Source organism: Kineococcus sp. AC630, assembly GCF_979255925.1.
Map to the genome: position 1 here is coordinate 1 of NZ_CEEDMJ010000008.1, position 14185 is coordinate 14185.

Annotated in this window: 15 protein-coding genes, 3 tRNA genes and 2 riboswitches; of the genes, 11 read left to right on the forward strand and 7 right to left on the reverse strand. The window is 74.2% G+C overall.

Annotated features, from left to right (window positions below):
- Window positions 1-146: 146 nt before the first annotated feature.
- From AC0I8G_RS09935 to AC0I8G_RS09950, 4 genes are all read left to right on the forward strand, one after another.
- Entirely contained in the window at window positions 147-1160 is a 1014-nt protein-coding gene (locus tag AC0I8G_RS09935; RefSeq protein ID WP_471729768.1) for a LacI family DNA-binding transcriptional regulator, read from the forward strand.
- 25 nt (window positions 1161-1185) lie between these two features.
- Window positions 1186-1575 (forward strand): tautomerase family protein, encoded by a 390-nt coding sequence (locus AC0I8G_RS09940; protein ID WP_471729769.1) that lies wholly within the window; start codon window positions 1186-1188, stop codon window positions 1573-1575.
- 86 nt (window positions 1576-1661) lie between these two features.
- Window positions 1662-1756, forward strand: a riboswitch (glycine riboswitch).
- A 1-nt stretch (window position 1757) separates the two neighbouring features.
- Window positions 1758-1847, forward strand: a riboswitch (glycine riboswitch).
- A gap of 44 nt (window positions 1848-1891) precedes the next feature.
- Window positions 1892-3016 carry a glycine cleavage system aminomethyltransferase GcvT gene (gene gcvT, locus AC0I8G_RS09945; RefSeq protein ID WP_471729770.1) on the forward strand — a complete coding sequence of 375 codons (1125 nt, stop codon included), beginning with the start codon at window positions 1892-1894 and terminating at the stop codon, window positions 3014-3016.
- Window positions 3017-3046: 30 nt separating this feature from the next.
- Window positions 3047-4435 carry an L-serine ammonia-lyase gene (locus tag AC0I8G_RS09950; RefSeq protein ID WP_471729942.1) on the forward strand — a complete coding sequence of 463 codons (1389 nt, stop codon included), beginning with the start codon at window positions 3047-3049 and terminating at the stop codon, window positions 4433-4435.
- Here the strand turns inward: AC0I8G_RS09950 and AC0I8G_RS09955 are convergent.
- A complete protein-coding gene (locus AC0I8G_RS09955; RefSeq protein WP_471729771.1) occupies window positions 4416-5345 on the reverse strand; it encodes a LysR family transcriptional regulator in 930 nt (309 codons plus the stop codon). The two genes, AC0I8G_RS09950 and AC0I8G_RS09955, sit on opposite strands and share 20 nt — an antisense overlap.
- Window positions 5346-5445: 100 nt before the next feature.
- On the opposite strand from AC0I8G_RS09955, the gene AC0I8G_RS09960 reads away from it, so the two are divergent.
- From AC0I8G_RS09960 to purM, 6 genes are all read left to right on the forward strand, one after another.
- Entirely contained in the window at window positions 5446-6741 is a 1296-nt protein-coding gene (locus AC0I8G_RS09960; protein WP_471729772.1) for an MFS transporter, read from the forward strand.
- A 10-nt stretch (window positions 6742-6751) separates the two neighbouring features.
- Window positions 6752-6997: a hypothetical protein gene (locus AC0I8G_RS09965; protein WP_471729773.1), complete on the forward strand. Its 246-nt coding sequence runs from the start codon at window positions 6752-6754 to the stop codon at window positions 6995-6997.
- A gap of 31 nt (window positions 6998-7028) precedes the next feature.
- Complete coding sequence (locus tag AC0I8G_RS09970; RefSeq protein WP_471729774.1) at window positions 7029-7421, forward strand: sterol carrier family protein; 393 nt, start codon at window positions 7029-7031, stop codon at window positions 7419-7421.
- The gene (locus tag AC0I8G_RS09975) at window positions 7418-7774 is read left to right on the forward strand and encodes a hypothetical protein (RefSeq protein ID WP_471729775.1); all 357 of its coding nucleotides are present in this window, start codon (window positions 7418-7420) and stop codon (window positions 7772-7774) included. Before AC0I8G_RS09970 ends, AC0I8G_RS09975 begins: the two co-directional genes overlap by 4 nt.
- Before the next feature lie 63 nt (window positions 7775-7837).
- Entirely contained in the window at window positions 7838-9382 is a 1545-nt protein-coding gene (gene purF, locus AC0I8G_RS09980) for an amidophosphoribosyltransferase (RefSeq protein WP_380160696.1), read from the forward strand.
- Window positions 9379-10497: a phosphoribosylformylglycinamidine cyclo-ligase gene (gene purM, locus AC0I8G_RS09985; protein ID WP_471729776.1), complete on the forward strand. Its 1119-nt coding sequence runs from the start codon at window positions 9379-9381 to the stop codon at window positions 10495-10497. Before purF ends, purM begins: the two co-directional genes overlap by 4 nt.
- A 77-nt stretch (window positions 10498-10574) precedes the next feature.
- Here the strand turns inward: purM and AC0I8G_RS09990 are convergent, their stop codons facing one another.
- A complete protein-coding gene (locus tag AC0I8G_RS09990) occupies window positions 10575-10835 on the reverse strand; it encodes a DUF3073 domain-containing protein (RefSeq protein ID WP_328293037.1) in 261 nt (86 codons plus the stop codon).
- 184 nt (window positions 10836-11019) lie between these two features.
- On the opposite strand from AC0I8G_RS09990, the gene xylB reads away from it, so the two are divergent.
- Entirely contained in the window at window positions 11020-12453 is a 1434-nt protein-coding gene (gene xylB / locus AC0I8G_RS09995; RefSeq protein WP_471729777.1) for a xylulokinase, read from the forward strand.
- 11 nt (window positions 12454-12464) lie between these two features.
- On the opposite strand, the gene AC0I8G_RS10000 is transcribed toward xylB, so the two are convergent.
- The 5 genes from AC0I8G_RS10000 to AC0I8G_RS10020 form a co-directional block, all read right to left on the reverse strand.
- Window positions 12465-13334 (reverse strand): GGDEF domain-containing protein, encoded by an 870-nt coding sequence (locus tag AC0I8G_RS10000; protein ID WP_471729778.1) that lies wholly within the window; start codon window positions 13332-13334, stop codon window positions 12465-12467.
- Window positions 13331-13651 (reverse strand): hypothetical protein, encoded by a 321-nt coding sequence (locus tag AC0I8G_RS10005; RefSeq protein ID WP_471729779.1) that lies wholly within the window; start codon window positions 13649-13651, stop codon window positions 13331-13333. The genes AC0I8G_RS10000 and AC0I8G_RS10005 overlap by 4 nt, the downstream gene beginning before the upstream one ends.
- Before the next feature lie 115 nt (window positions 13652-13766).
- Window positions 13767-13839, reverse strand: a tRNA-Phe gene (locus tag AC0I8G_RS10010).
- A 29-nt stretch (window positions 13840-13868) separates the two neighbouring features.
- Window positions 13869-13942 (reverse strand) — tRNA-Asp (locus AC0I8G_RS10015).
- Between the two features lie 111 nt (window positions 13943-14053).
- A tRNA-Glu gene (locus AC0I8G_RS10020) sits at window positions 14054-14126 on the reverse strand.
- Window positions 14127-14185: the final 59 nt, after the last annotated feature.

Sequence of the window (14185 nt, forward strand, 5' to 3'; positions counted from 1 at the left end):
GGTGGGGGGCATCGGTCGGGCCTCTCGGGAGGGGTCGCGGGTCGGCACCGGCACTGGTGCGACGTGGTTTCAAACCGGTTTGAACGAATGCCGCTAGAATCGGTTCGACCGTCCGCCGTTGTCAAGCGGGCCAAGGAGGCAGTCCGGTGTCCGCTCGACCCACGATCAAGGACGTCGCGGCCCGGGCCGGGGTGTCGAAGGGCATGGTGTCCCTCGCCCTGCGGGGGGCTCCGGGGCCCAGCGCCGAGACGGCTGCCCGCGTGTTGCGGGCGGCCGCCGACCTCGGGTACCGCGCCGACCGCGCGGCGAGCAGCCTCGCGCTGCGGCGCACCCGCCTGCTCGGGATCACCGTGGCCGTCCGCAACGCCTTCCACGCCGAGCTCGTCGAGGAGCTGCAGGACGCCGCGGAGGAGGCCGGCTACGACGTCGTGCTCGCTGCGGTGACCCGCACGCGGGGGGAGCGGGCGGCGGTCGAGACCCTGCTCGACTCCCGCTGCGAGGCGCTGCTGCTGCTCGGGCCGGAACTGCCCGGTGCGGAGCTGGCGAAGCTGCGGCGACGCGTCCCCGTCGTGGTCCTGGGACGGCGGCCGCGCCTCGCGGACCCCGGGTCGCCGAGGCCCGACGTCGTGCGCGCCTCCGACGAGGTCGGGACGCGGCTGCTGGTCGAGCACCTGGTCGGCCTGGGTCACCGGGACCTGCTGCACGTCTCGGGCGGTGCGGGGGACATCGCCGCCGACCGCCGCGCCGGGTTCGAGGCCGCCGTCGCGGCCGCCGGGGTGCGCGGGCGGGTCGTGGAGGGGACCTTCGACGAGGAGGGCGGGGCGGCCGCCACCCGGCGGGTCCTGGGTGGGGGGTGGACGGGGACGGCGGTGGTGGCCGCCAGCGACCGGATCGCGCTCGGCGTCCTCGACGTCCTCCTGCGGGACGGGATCGCGGTCCCCGGGCGGGTGTCGGTGACCGGCTACGACGACAGCCTCCTGGCCCGGCTGGGGCACGTGCGGCTGACGTCGGTGAGCCAGGACGCGGCGGGGCAGGCGGCGTGCGCGGTGCGGGCGGCCGTGCGGCGCCTGGACGGCGCGGACGATCCGGGCCCCGCCGACGTCGTCCTCGCCCCGCGGCTGGTGGTGCGGGACACGACCGGTTCAGTCATGTCAGAATGACAGGACAAACTACCTGGAGGTTCTCGTGCCCCTGCTCCGCTTCGACCTCGTCGCCGGCCGTCGCCCCGACGAGGTCGCCACGCTGCTCGACGCCGCCCACGCCGCCGTGGTCGAGGCGTTCGGCGTCCCCGACGGCGACCGGTACCAGGTCGTCCACCAGCACCCCGAGGGCGAGCTCGTCGTCCACGACACCGGCCTCGGCATCGAGCGCACCCGCGACGTCGTCGTGCTGCAGGTGACCAGCCGCCCCCGCCCGCGCGCGCAGAAGGAGGCGTTCTACCGCCTGCTCGTCGAGCGGCTGCGCACCCGCTGCGGGACCGCACCCTCCGACGTCGTCGTCTCGGTCGTGGAGAACTCCGACGCCGACTGGTCCTTCGGCCACGGCCGCGCCCAGTTCCTCACCGGGGAGCTCTGAGCCGGCGCGGCGGGACGCGGCGGCGCTGGTCCCCAGGGGCGGTCGTGTGCCACGCTGACGGGCAGCACAACTGAACACACGGCCGCTTCCCCCGGGCGGGAGAGCCTCACCGGTCCCACCGGTGGGCACCGAAGGAGCAACCACCCCGGAACCTCTCAGGTCCACGTACCGCCACGGGCAGGCCGCTCTGGAGAGCAGGACCCCTGGGTCCTCACCGACGGGGAAAGCCCTGCCCCGCAGGGTGAAGCTCTCAGGTTCCGCGACAGAGGGGGTCCAGCACGCGACCGCACCGCGCGGTCGCGACGAGAGGAGCCCTGTGAACACCCAGGTCAGCAGCTCGACGGCCAGCCCGACGAGCACGCCCCTCGCCGACGTCCACGCGGCGCTCGGCGCCTCCTTCACCGACTTCGCCGGCTGGCAGATGCCGCTGCGCTACGCCTCCGACCTCGCCGAGCACAAGGCCGTCCGCGAGAGCGCCGGGGTCTTCGACCTCTCGCACATGGGAGAGATCCGGGTCACCGGCCCCGAGGCGGGAGCGGCGCTGGACGCGGCCCTCGTCGGGCGGGCCTCGACCATGCCGATCGGCCGGGCGGCCTACGGGATGCTCGTCGACCACGAGGGCGGGATCGTCGACGACCTCGTGACCTACCGCCTCGGCGAGCAGGAGTTCCTCGTCGTCGCCAACGCCGCGAACGTCGAACCCGTCGTCGTGGCCATCGCCGACCGGTGTCGCCCCTTCGACGTCCACGTCGCCGACGAGACCGCCCGCTGGGCCCTCGTCGCGGTGCAGGGGCCGGCGTCGGTGGCGATCCTCGGACCCCTCGTGGACGTCGACCTCGACGCGCTCGGCTACTACCGCAGCGCGTCCGCCACCCTGCGCGACGTCCCCGTGCTGCTCGCGCGCACCGGGTACACCGGGGAGGACGGTTTCGAGGTGTTCGCCCCGGTCGAGCACGCGGTCACCGTCTGGGACGCGCTGCTGTCCGCGGCCCGGGAGCACGGTGGGGTCCCCGCCGGGCTGGCCTGCCGGGACACCCTGCGCCTGGAGGCGGGGATGCCGCTCTACGGCCACGAACTCACCCGCGGGACCAGCCCGTTCGCCGCCGGCCTCGGCCGTGTCGTGAAGCTGGACAAGGACCCGGGACCGGTCGGGCTCGAGGCGCTGCGACGACTCGCCGAGGTCGCACCCGCCCGGGTGCTGGTCGGCCTGAAGGGATCGGGGCGCCGGGCTCCCCGTGCCGGGTACGCCGTCGTCTCCGACGGGAACCCGGTCGGGGAGGTCACCAGCGGCGCGTTGTCGCCCACGCTCGGCTACCCCGTCGCGATGGCCTACGTCGACGCCGCGCTCTCCGCCCCCGGCACCGCGCTGGCCGTCGACGTCCGCGGTTCCGAACTGCCCGTCGAGGTCGTCGCACTGCCCTTCTACCGTCGGGAGCGCTGACGCGTGAGCGCTCCGCTGTCCGTCTTCGACATGTTCTCCATCGGCATCGGCCCGTCGAGCTCGCACACCGTCGGCCCGATGCGCGCCGCCCTCGCCTTCGCCGAGCACCTCGAGGGAACCGCCGCGCTGGAACGGGTCGTCTCCGTCACCATCGACCTCTACGGATCGCTGGGGGCCACCGGCCGCGGACACGGCACCGACCGGGCCGTCGTCCTGGGACTGCTCGGTGAACGGCCCGAACTCATCGATCCCGACGCCGTGGGAGGGCTCCTCGACGAGATCCGGCGCAGCGGTGAACTGCGGGTCCTCGGCCGGCACGCGGTGGGTTTCGACCTCGACGGCGACGTCCGCCTGATCGGCCGGACCTCGCTGCCCGCCCACCCCAACGGCATGGTGTTCACGGCCCGCGACGCCGCCGGTGACGTCGTCGCCGAACGGACGTCGTACTCCGTCGGTGGGGGTTTCGTCCGCGACCACCCGCTGGACGCGAGCGAACCCGTCGTGGGGACCGGGGCGGGGTTGCCGCACGGTTTCCGCAGCGCCCAGGAACTCCTCGACCACTGCCGCTCGACCGGCCTCGGGGTCGCGGACCTGGTGCGCCGCAACGAGGAGAGCCTCCGCTCCGGGAACGACGTGGACTCCGGGCTGCTGGACATCTTCGCCGCCATGGCCGCCTGCGTCGACCACGGCCTCGTCACCGACGGAACCCTCCCCGGCGGGCTCGGCGTCCGCCGCCGCGCCCCGCGCCTGCACCGCGAACTCCTCTCCGAGGAGGGGAACACCGCCGCCGACGTCCTGCACGCGATGGACTGGGTCAGCCTCTTCGCGCTCGCGGTGAACGAGGAGAACGCCGCCGGCGGCCGGGTCGTCACGGCCCCGACGAACGGCGCCGCGGGCATCGTCCCCGCCGTGCTGCACTTCTACCGGCGTTTCGTCCGCGGCGCCGACGACGCCGGGACGGTCCGGTTCCTGCTGGCGGCCGGGGGGATCGGGATCATCCTCAAGGAGACGGGTTCCATCTCCGGCGCCGAGGTCGGGTGCCAGGGCGAGGTGGGTTCGGCCAGCGCGATGGCCGCGGCCGGTCTCGCCGAGGTCCTCGGGGGAACGCCCGAGCAGGTGGAGAACGCCGCCGAGATCGCCGTCGAGCACCACCTGGGCCTCACCTGCGACCCCGTCGGCGGGCTCGTCCAGATCCCCTGCATCGAACGCAACGCCGTCGGCGCGACCACCGCGATCCACGCGGCCCGCACCGCGATGCGCGGCGACGGCAGCCACGTCGTGAGCCTGGACACCGCGATCGCCACCATGCGCCAGACCGGCGCGCACATGCGCTCGGAGTACAAGGAGACCTCCCTCGGCGGTCTCGCCCTCACCGTCATCGGCCGCCCCACCGTCGGGGTCAACGTCCCCGAGTGCTGACTCCCGGGTCGGGCGCGGAGCGGCGGACGTGGCGGTCGACGGCCTCGGTGAAGGCGGTGACGGCCTTGCGCACGGGACGTTCGGGGGAGGGACGCGAGGTCGCCAGCGACAACGTCCAGCTCAGCGGCTCACCCGCGACGGGCTGCTCGTGGCAGCCGGCCCGGACGGGGACCGAACCCGGCACGAACGCCGGGCCGAGACCGGCGGCGACGTAGCGGGGGAACGTCGAGACGTCCGGCACCTCCAGGACCACCCGTCGCGTCGCGCCGACCCGCGCGAACAGCGCGTCGACCTGCAGGCGGTTCGCGAAACCCGGCGGCCCGTCGATCCAGCGGTCCCCCGCGAGGTCCGCCAGTTCCACCGGGGCCGAGGAGGCCAGCGGGTGCCCCGGGGGCAGCAGCAACCGGAAGGCGCTCCGGTCGAGGTGGCGCAGCACGACGCTCGCCGGCGGCCGGAACGGCCAGGACAGGAACGCGACGTCCAGCTCGCCGCCGACGAGGGCGCGCAGCAGACCCCGCGAACCGTCCGCGAACACCCGCATCGACACCGACACCCGGGGGTTCGCCGTCGTGAACCGCTGCAGCAGCAGGGGCAGGTCCACCGGGTGCATCGTCGTCACGACGCCCACGGCCAGCGGCCCGGAGGGTCCGCCGTCGGCGTCGAGCACCGCCGAGCGCGCCTCGGAGACCCCGGCGAGCACCCGTCGGGCCTCCGGGAGCAGGGCCCGGCCCGCGTCGGTGACGACGGCCCGGCGTGAGGTGCGGACGAACAGGGCGACGCCCAGGTCCTCCTCCAGCGCCCGGACGACGGTGCTCACCGCGGACTGCGCGGCCCCCAGCCGCCGGGCGGCCGCGCTGATCGTCCCCGCCTCCACGACGGCGAGGAACACCTCCAGCTGACGCAGCTCCACCGCACTCCCATCCCGCTCTTCCATCGTTGATCGCGATGGATGGTCCCACCGCCCAGCGGTGGAACGGAAGGCTTCGTGCCGACCGGTGCTTGCACGGTCCATGGGATCGAACCGCCGGCACCGTCTCGGCTTCTGGATCGTCGCCTCCGCCTTCGCGACCGCGCTGGCCTTCGCCACCGTGCCGACCCCGCTGTGGGCCCTCTACCGCCAACGCGACGGGCTGCCCACGGTCGTGGTGACCGTCGCCTTCGCGGTCTACGCGGCCGGCGTCGCGATCGCCCTCTTCACCGTCGGGCACCTCTCCGACCACCTGGGCCGGCGCCGGGTCCTCGCCCCCGCCCTCGTGCTCGAGGCCGTCGCCGCGCTCGCCCTCGCGCTCACCCCGAACCTCGCGGTCCTCATCGTCGCCCGGGTCGTGACCGGGCTCGCCGTCGGGGCGCTGACCCCCACCGCCACCGCGTACCTCGCCGAGCTCCACGGCCGGACCGCCTCCCGCAGGCCGGGGCTCGGCGCCGTCGTCGCCACCGCCGCCAACCTCGGCGGCCTCGGCCTCGGGGCCCTCGTCGCCGGGTTGCTCGTCGGCCACCTCGGGGACCCGCTGCGGGTCCCGCACGAGGTCTTCCTCGTCCTGCTGCTGCTCGCCGCCGCGGCCGTCGCGCTGCTCGTCCCCGAGACCGTCGAGCGCGAGCACCGGCCCTACCGCGTCCAGCGGATCGCCGTCCCGGCCGCCGCCCGGGGCCGCTACCTCGCCGCCGCCCTCGCCTCCTTCGCGCTCTTCGCCGTCCTGGGGCTCTTCACCTCCCTCGCCCCCGCGGTCCTGGCCTCCCTCGGGCACCCCGGCCCGGTGACCGGCGGGGCGAGCACCTTCGCCGTCCTCGCGGCGGCGGCGCTCAGCCAGGTCCTCCTCGTCCGCCTGCACGCCACCCACCAGGTGCGGATCGGGCTGGCCCTCACCGCCCTCGGCGTCGTCGGTCTCGGGGTCGGGGTGGTGCTCGGGCTCGTCGCGGTGTTCCTCGGCGGCTCGGTCGTGGCGGGGGCGGGCGTCGGCGTCCTGCTCAAGGGCTCGCTCACGACGGCGACCTCGCTGGCCCCGGCGGGTGCCCGCGGTGAGGCGGCCGCCGGCATCTTCCTGGCCGGCTACCTCGGGATGGCCGTCCCGGCGCTCGCCGTCGGGTTCAGCAGTTCCGCCGGGGTCGCCTACGACGTCTCGGTCCCCGTCCTCGCCGTCGTCGTGCTCGCCCTCCTGGGCACCGTCGCGGTGGCCCTGCGCCGCAACCCCGCGCCCGACTCGGGACCTGACTCCGGGTCCGGCTCGGGGCCTGCTGACAGCGGCCCCGTCCAGGTGTCTACTGGTGGCGGCGACGACCGGCAGGGGGTCGCCGCCGGCCCTCGGTGAGGAGGTCCACGTGCGCACCACGAGAACCGCTGCCCCGGACCGTCTCGAGGTCGAACACCCTCCCCACCCGCACCCCGGCCTGGCCGTCGCGCTGCTCGGGCTCGCCCTCGTCGTGGCCGTCGTCGTGGCGGTGGTCGTCGTCCTCCTCGTCCGCGCCGGCGACGGCGGAGTGCCCGCAGCGCCCGGTCTGCCGGGTCTGTCGGGTGTGCCAGGTCACGTCCCGCAGCCCGTCCCCGGCCCGGTGGTCCGCGCCTGACCTGGAACGCTCGACCTGGGACGATGACGCGATGCCCACCCGTCGCCGCACCGACCCCGCCGAAGGCCTCGCCGCCGTCCGCGCCGTGGAGGACCTCTGGGAACGGGGCGAGAAGCCCGGCCGGCCGGTGCTGGCCACCGCCGTGCGGTACTCGCTGGAGGAGCTCGCGGCCCGCTACCCCGGGGGGAGCGTCGAGGTGCGCGTACCGCCGTTCGCGGCGGTGCAGGTCATCGAGGGCCCGCGGCACACCCGGGGCACCCCGCCGGCCGTCGTGGAGATGGACGCCACGACCTGGATCGAGCTCGCGACGGGCCGGACGGAGTTCGACGCGGCCCGGGCCGCGGGACGGGTCCAGGCCAGCGGCAACCGCGCAGACCTCGGCGAACTGCTGCCGCTCGTCCCACCGCGTACCGTTCACCCGTGAGCGAGCAGGCCCAGACCCCGTCCCCCGGCGACGCGCCGGAGGAGACCCCTCAGGTGTCCCCCGAGGTGTCGCCGGAGCGCGAGGGCACCGCGTTCGTCCAGGTCACCCGTCGTCGGGCGCCCCGGTTCCGCGCCTTCGTCGTCACCGGACTGGTGCTCGCCTTCGTCGTCGCCGCGGTCGTCGCGGCCGTGACCCCGGCGCGCGACGGCTACTCCCAACGCGCCCTCTTCGGGTACCTGTTCTGCGCGCTGGCCCTGTTCGGGGTCCTGCTGGGGGGTCTGGTGGCCGTGCTCGTGGACCGCCGCACCGGGACCCGACCCGCTCCCCGCGTGCGGCGCGGCCGCCGTCGTTGACGTCGGTCCCCGACGCGGTCGTTGACGTCGGTCCCCGACGCGGGGGTGTGACACACTTCGAGCGTGGCCCGCGGTGACGGACGTCTGAACCACGACCTGCTTCCCGGCGAGAAAGGACCTCAGGACGCTTGCGGCGTCTTCGGGGTCTGGGCTCCCGGTGAGGAAGTCTCCAAACTGACCTTCTACGGTCTCTACGCCCTGCAGCACCGGGGGCAGGAGGCAGCTGGCATCGCCGTGAGCAACGGCGAGCAGATCCTCGTCTTCAAGGACACCGGTCTGGTGTCCCAGGTCTTCGACGAGTCCGCGCTGGAGTCCCTCCAGGGGCACATCGCGGTCGGTCACGCCCGCTACTCCACGACCGGTGGCGGCGGGTGGCAGAACGCCCAGCCCACCCTCGGCGACACCGCCGGCGGGACCGTGGCGCTCGCGCACAACGGGAACCTCACGAACCTGTTCGCGCTGCGCGACCTGCAGGCCGAGCGCTACCCGAACTCCGCCCGTCCCGTGCTGCCCGGACGGCCCTCGCCCAGCGAGCTGGCCCGCGGCAACACCACGGACACCGCGATCCTCACGGCCCTCTTCGCCGGGGACCCCGACCACACGCTCGAAGCGACGGCCGCGGAGGTCCTGCCGCACGTGCAGGGCGCCTTCAGCCTCGTCTTCATGGACGAGCACACCCTCTACGCCGCACGGGACCCCCAGGGCATCCGCCCGCTGGTCCTGGGGCGCCTGGACCGCGGCTGGGTCGTGGCCTCGGAGATCCCCGCGCTGGACATCGTCGGTGCGAGCTTCGTCCGCGAGATCGAACCCGGCGAGCTCATCGCCATCGACGCGGACGGCCTGCGCAGCACTCGCTTCGCCGAGGCCAAGCCCAAGGGCTGCGTCTTCGAGTACGTCTACCTGGCCCGCCCGGACACCGCCATCAACGGCAAGGTCGTCCAGGAGGCCCGTGTCGAGATGGGCCGGGTCCTGGCCCGCGAACACCCCGTCGAGGCCGACCTCGTCATCCCCACCCCGGAGTCCGGGACGCCCGCCGCCATCGGCTACGCCGAGGAGTCCGGCATCCCCTACGGACAGGGGATGGTGAAGAACTCCTACGTGGGCCGCACCTTCATCCAGCCCAACCAGACGATCCGCCAGCTCGGGATCCGGTTGAAGCTGAACCCGCTCAAGCACGTCGTGGCGGGCAAGCGCCTCGTCGTCGTGGACGACTCGATCGTCCGCGGCAACACCCAGCGCGCCCTGATCCGGATGCTGCGCGAGGCCGGCGCCGCCGAGATCCACGTCCGGATCTCCTCTCCGCCGGTGAAGTGGCCGTGCTTCTACGGCATCGACTTCGCGACCCGGGCCGAGCTGATCGCCAACGGCCTCTCCGTCGAGGACATCGCCCAGAGCATCGGGGCCGACTCGCTCGGCTACATCTCGACCGAGGGCATGATCGAGGCGACCGAGCAGCCCGTCGAGCGGCTCTGCACCGCTTGCTTCTCCGGCGAGTACCCCGTCCCGCTGAACGACCTCGACCGTCTCGGCGAGCACGCGATGGACAAGCCGCGCATCCCGATCACACCGGTCTCCCGGTCCGAACCCGCCCAGGGGGCCCAGCAGTGAGCGCGACGACGACACCGGCGACGACACCCGCGGGGACGACGTACGCGGACGCAGGGGTCGACGTCGTCGCGGGGGACCGCGCCGTCGAGCTCATGAAGGCGTCCGTCGCCCGGACCCAGGGACCCGAGGTCGTCGGCGGCTTCGGCGGCTTCGCCGGCCTCTACGACGTCTCGGTGCTCAAGGACTACCGCCGCCCGCTGCTGGCCACCAGCACCGACGGGGTCGGCACGAAGGTCGCGATCGCGCAGGCGCTCGACCGGCACGACACCATCGGCTCCGACCTCGTCGGCATGGTCGTCGACGACATCGTCGTCTGCGGTGCGACGCCCCTGTTCATGACCGACTACATCGCGTGCGGACGGGTCGTCCCCGAGCGGATGGCCGCGATCGTCGCCGGCATCGCCCGCGGCTGCGAAGAGGCGGGCGTGGCGCTGGTCGGCGGCGAGACCGCCGAGCACCCCGGGCTCCTCGGGCCGGAGGAGTACGACGTCGCCGGAGCGGTCACGGGGGTCGTCGAGGCCGACGAGCTGCTGGGCGCGGAACGCGTCGAGGTCGGCGACGTGCTCGTCGCGATGGCCAGCTCCGGGCTGCACTCCAACGGGTACTCGCTGGTCCGCCGCGTCTTCGCCGACGCCGGGTGGGCCTACGACCGGCACGTGGAGGAGTTCGGCCGCACCCTGGGCGAGGAGCTCCTCGTCCCGACCCGGATCTACGCCCGGCCCGCGCTGGCCACGTTGAGCTCCGGTGGCGTGCACGCCATGAGTCACGTGACCGGGGGCGGCCTCGCGGCCAACCTGGCGCGCTGCCTGCCGGCGGACGTGACGGCCGTTGTGGACCGCACGACCTGGACCCCGGGTGCGGTGTTCAGCCTGGTCCGCGACCTCGGCCGGGTGCCGACGGACGACCTCGAGCGCACCCTGAACCTGGGCGTGGGCATGCTGGCCGTCGTGCGTCCCGACAGCGTCGACGCCGTGGTGGCCACCCTGGAACAGGCCGGCATCCCGGCGTGGGTGTGCGGCGAGGTGCGTGGACGCACCGAGGCGGACGGCCCCAGCAACGGCAAGGGCATCGCAGGAGGCGTGACCCTCCTCCAGGGCCGGCACCAGGGTTGGTGACGGCGGTGGAGGCGGGACACGCCTCGTGCGATGCCTCGGTCGTGCGTGCTGCGGTAGACCCGTAGCCTCCGAGCCGGTCAGGCTCGGCGCTTGGACGTCCACTCGTCGTGGTCGTCCGTCGCGGTGTACTTCGACCAGTCCTCGGCTTCGTCCTCCGAGTCGTCGTCCTCTACCACGTCAGACTCCGGCGCCTTCTGGGGCTCTGGTCGCCCGAGTTGGCGGTACGGGTCGGGCCCGTGAAGCTCACGTTGCAGAGCGTTGTAGTCGGTGTCGGGACTGAAGTACTTCAGCTCCCGAGCGACCTTCGTCTGCTTGGCCTTCTGACGGCCGCGCCCCATGGCGTCGACCCCCTCGCGCGTCGGCCGGGGCAGACAGTGCTGACCCCGGAGCAGCTGTCATCTCTCCGTGGCTCCAACGGTACATGTTCGCGAGACCTTCCGGCATCCCGGTCGCCACCTGGACACCCCGGACGGCCCACGAGCGTGTCCCGCACGGCTGCCGCGCATGCTGTTAGCTGTGCCCATGACCAGCGTCGGAGGCGGAACGGACCGCCGTGTCGTGGCCGGGATCGACTCCTCGACCCAGTCCTGCAAGGTCGTCGTCCGCGACGCCGGAACGGGCGAGTTGCTGCGGATCGGGCGGGCCAAGCACCCCGACGGCACCGAGATCGACCCCGCACGCTGGTGGCAGGCCCTCGAGGAGGCCGTCGCCGACGCCGGTGGCCTCGACGACGTGGACGCGCTCGCCGTCGGCGCCCAGCAGCACGGCTCGGTGCTGCTCGACGAGTCCGGCGAGGTCGTCCGGCCCGCGCTGCTCTGGAACGACGGACGCTCCGCGCCCGCGGCCGAGGCGCTGACCGCCGAGCTGGGCGGCCCGAAGGCCTGGGCCGACCAGGTCGGCAGCGTCCTGGTGGCCTCGCTGACGATCACCAAGCTGCGCTGGATCGCCGAGCACGAGCCCGAGAACGTGGCCCGCACCGCCGCGGTCTGCCTCCCGCACGACTGGCTGACCTGGAAGTTGGCCGGCGGTCAGGGGGCGCGGCTGGTGACGGATCGCGGGGACGCGTCCGGGACGGGCTACTGGTCACCCGCCGAGGGGGGCTACCGCACGGACCTGCTGCAGTCCGCCTTCGGCGCCTCGCCGGACCTGCCGGACGTCCTGGGGCCGGCGGAGTCCGCAGGCGCCAGCGCCAGCGCTCTCTCCCGGGGTGCCCTGATCGGGCCGGGGACCGGGGACAACATGGCCGCCGCCCTCGGGGTGGGGGCCCGGGTCGGTGACGTCGTCGTGTCGATCGGGACGTCCGGCGTCGTCAGCGTCGTCAGCGACGTCGCGACCCACGACCCGAGCGGTCTGGTCGCCGGGTTCGCCGACGCGAGCGGTCGCTACCTGCCGCTGGTCTGCACGCTCAACGCCGCCCGCGTCCTGGACGCCGCCGCCCGGATGCTGGGGGTCGACCACGACGAGCTGTCCCGGCTGGCCCTCTCGGCCCCCGCCGGCAGCGGGGGACTCGTCTTCGTGCCCTACCTGGAGGGGGAGCGGACCCCGGTGAAGCCGGACTCCACCGGCGCGCTGCACGGACTCACACTGTCGACCTCGACCCCCGCGCACGTGGCCCGCGCCACCGTCGAGGGACTGCTGTGCGGTCTCGCCGACGGCCTGGACGCCCTCGTGGCCCAGGGGGTCGAGATCGGGCGCGTCGTGCTCGTCGGCGGCGGGGCGCGTTCGGAGGCCGTGCGGCGTCTGGCTCCCGCGGTGCTGGCCCGTCCCGTCGTCGTCCCCGAACCGGGGGAGTACGTCGCCGACGGTGCCGCGCGGCAGGCGGCGTGGGTGCTCTCCGGTGCAGAGGCCCCACCGGACTGGACGTTGAACGCGTCGCAGACCTTCGAGGCCGACCCGACCCCGCACGTGCGGGAGCGCTACGCGCAGGTGCGCGACCTGACGGCGGACCGGATCTGACGTCGCCGCCCTCAGGCGTGCGGACCGGTGCCGTGGATCCCGGGCAGGTCGATGCTGCGACCTGCACGCTTGTCCTCGTACATGCGCGCCTCCGCCTCCGCCAGCACGGCCTCCGTGGTGCGGGTGAGGTCGTCGGCGGCCCAGCCGACCGAGAGCCGCACGTGGACGCCGGCCTGCACCACGGCGATGCTCCGGCGCAACCGGTGGGCGAGGGCCTCGACGTGGGCCGAGGGCACCGCCTCGACCAGGACCACGAACTCGTCCCCACCGAGACGGGCGACGGTGTCGCTCGGGCGGACCTCCGCGGCCAGCCGGCGGGCGACCTCGACGAGCAGGGCGTCCCCGGCCCGGTGCCCGAGCCCGTCGTTGACCTCCTTCAGCCCGTCGACGTCGCACAGGAGGACGAACGTGGCCAGGGCGGGGTCGGCCTGCACCCGGGAGCGGGAACGGCCCCAGCGGTCCGCCAGGAGCGCGCGGTTGGGCAGCCCGGTGAGGTGGTCGTGGCTCGCGCGGTGCCCGAGCTCCCGTTCCACCGCCAGCCGGTGGGAGACGTCCCAGGCCGCCACCACGAGGTGGTCGGCGGCGCGGGCCCGGGCGACGAGTTCGAGGCGCACCTCAGGACGTGCGGCGGGCCGCAGCCGCAGCGGCCCGGAACGCTGCCCCGGCTCTCGCACGGCCCTCAGCGCGGCGCGGGCGCGGGGGCGGTCGGCCGCCAGGACGAGGTCCAGGGCGTCGGTGCCGACGAGGGCGGGCGGGTCGACCAGGACGAACTCCGCGAGCCCCGGCGAGGCCCACTGCACGGTGCTGCCGAGCAGGAGGGCGGTGGCGGGTGCCCCGGCGGCCAGCGCGCGCCAGTCGGGACTCGCCCCGTGGGGGGTCACGACCCGGCGCTGCCGACCCGTCCCGCGAGGCCGTCGCCCACGCCCGCCAGGACGGCGGCGGCCGCGGACGTCGTCAGCACGGCCGGCCACGGGCCCAGGCGCTGGGACAGCGGGTGCGAGACGCCCACGAGACCGACCGTGCCCAGGGCCAGGGCGATCGCAAGGACGGGGGAGCGCTTCGCCCAGCGGGGGAGGGCGAGGCCCAGACCGGCCGCGAGCGCGACCCCGGCGAGCGCGCGGTTCCCCGTCGTGCGTCCGAGGACGTACCCCCCGAGGACGGCGGGGCCGATGAGGGCGGGACTCGGGATCGCAGGCACGCCAGGAGGTTAACGGCCGGACCTCGGCGCAGCGCAGGGTGGGGCTGGAGGCCGGCTGGGAACGACGAAGGCCCCGACGCGGGTGCGTCAGGGCCTTCGGGAGGTTCTTTCCAGGTGGCCAGGAGCGGGGTCGAACCGCTGACCTTCCGATTTTCAGTCGGACGCTCTACCAACTGAGCTACCTGGCCGTGCCGGGTCGGTGAACCGACACGACGAGCGACCCCGACGGGACTCGAACCCGCGACCTCCGCCGTGACAGGGCGGCGCGCTAACCAACTGCGCTACGGGGCCTCAGAAGAGACCTTGTCTTGCTGTGGTGCTTGCTTGCAGAGAAGACCTTACCCGATGTCGGCCGGTGGTCGTGACCACCGTTCGGCACCACCTGACGGCAGGGCTGCTGCGTACCCCCAACGGGATTCGAACCCGTGCTACCGCCTTGAAAGGGCGGCGTCCTAGGCCACTAAACGATGAGGGCGTGGCGCTGCGGCACTGGTGCCGAAGCCCGTCCAGCATAGAGGACCCGACGGGGTGCTG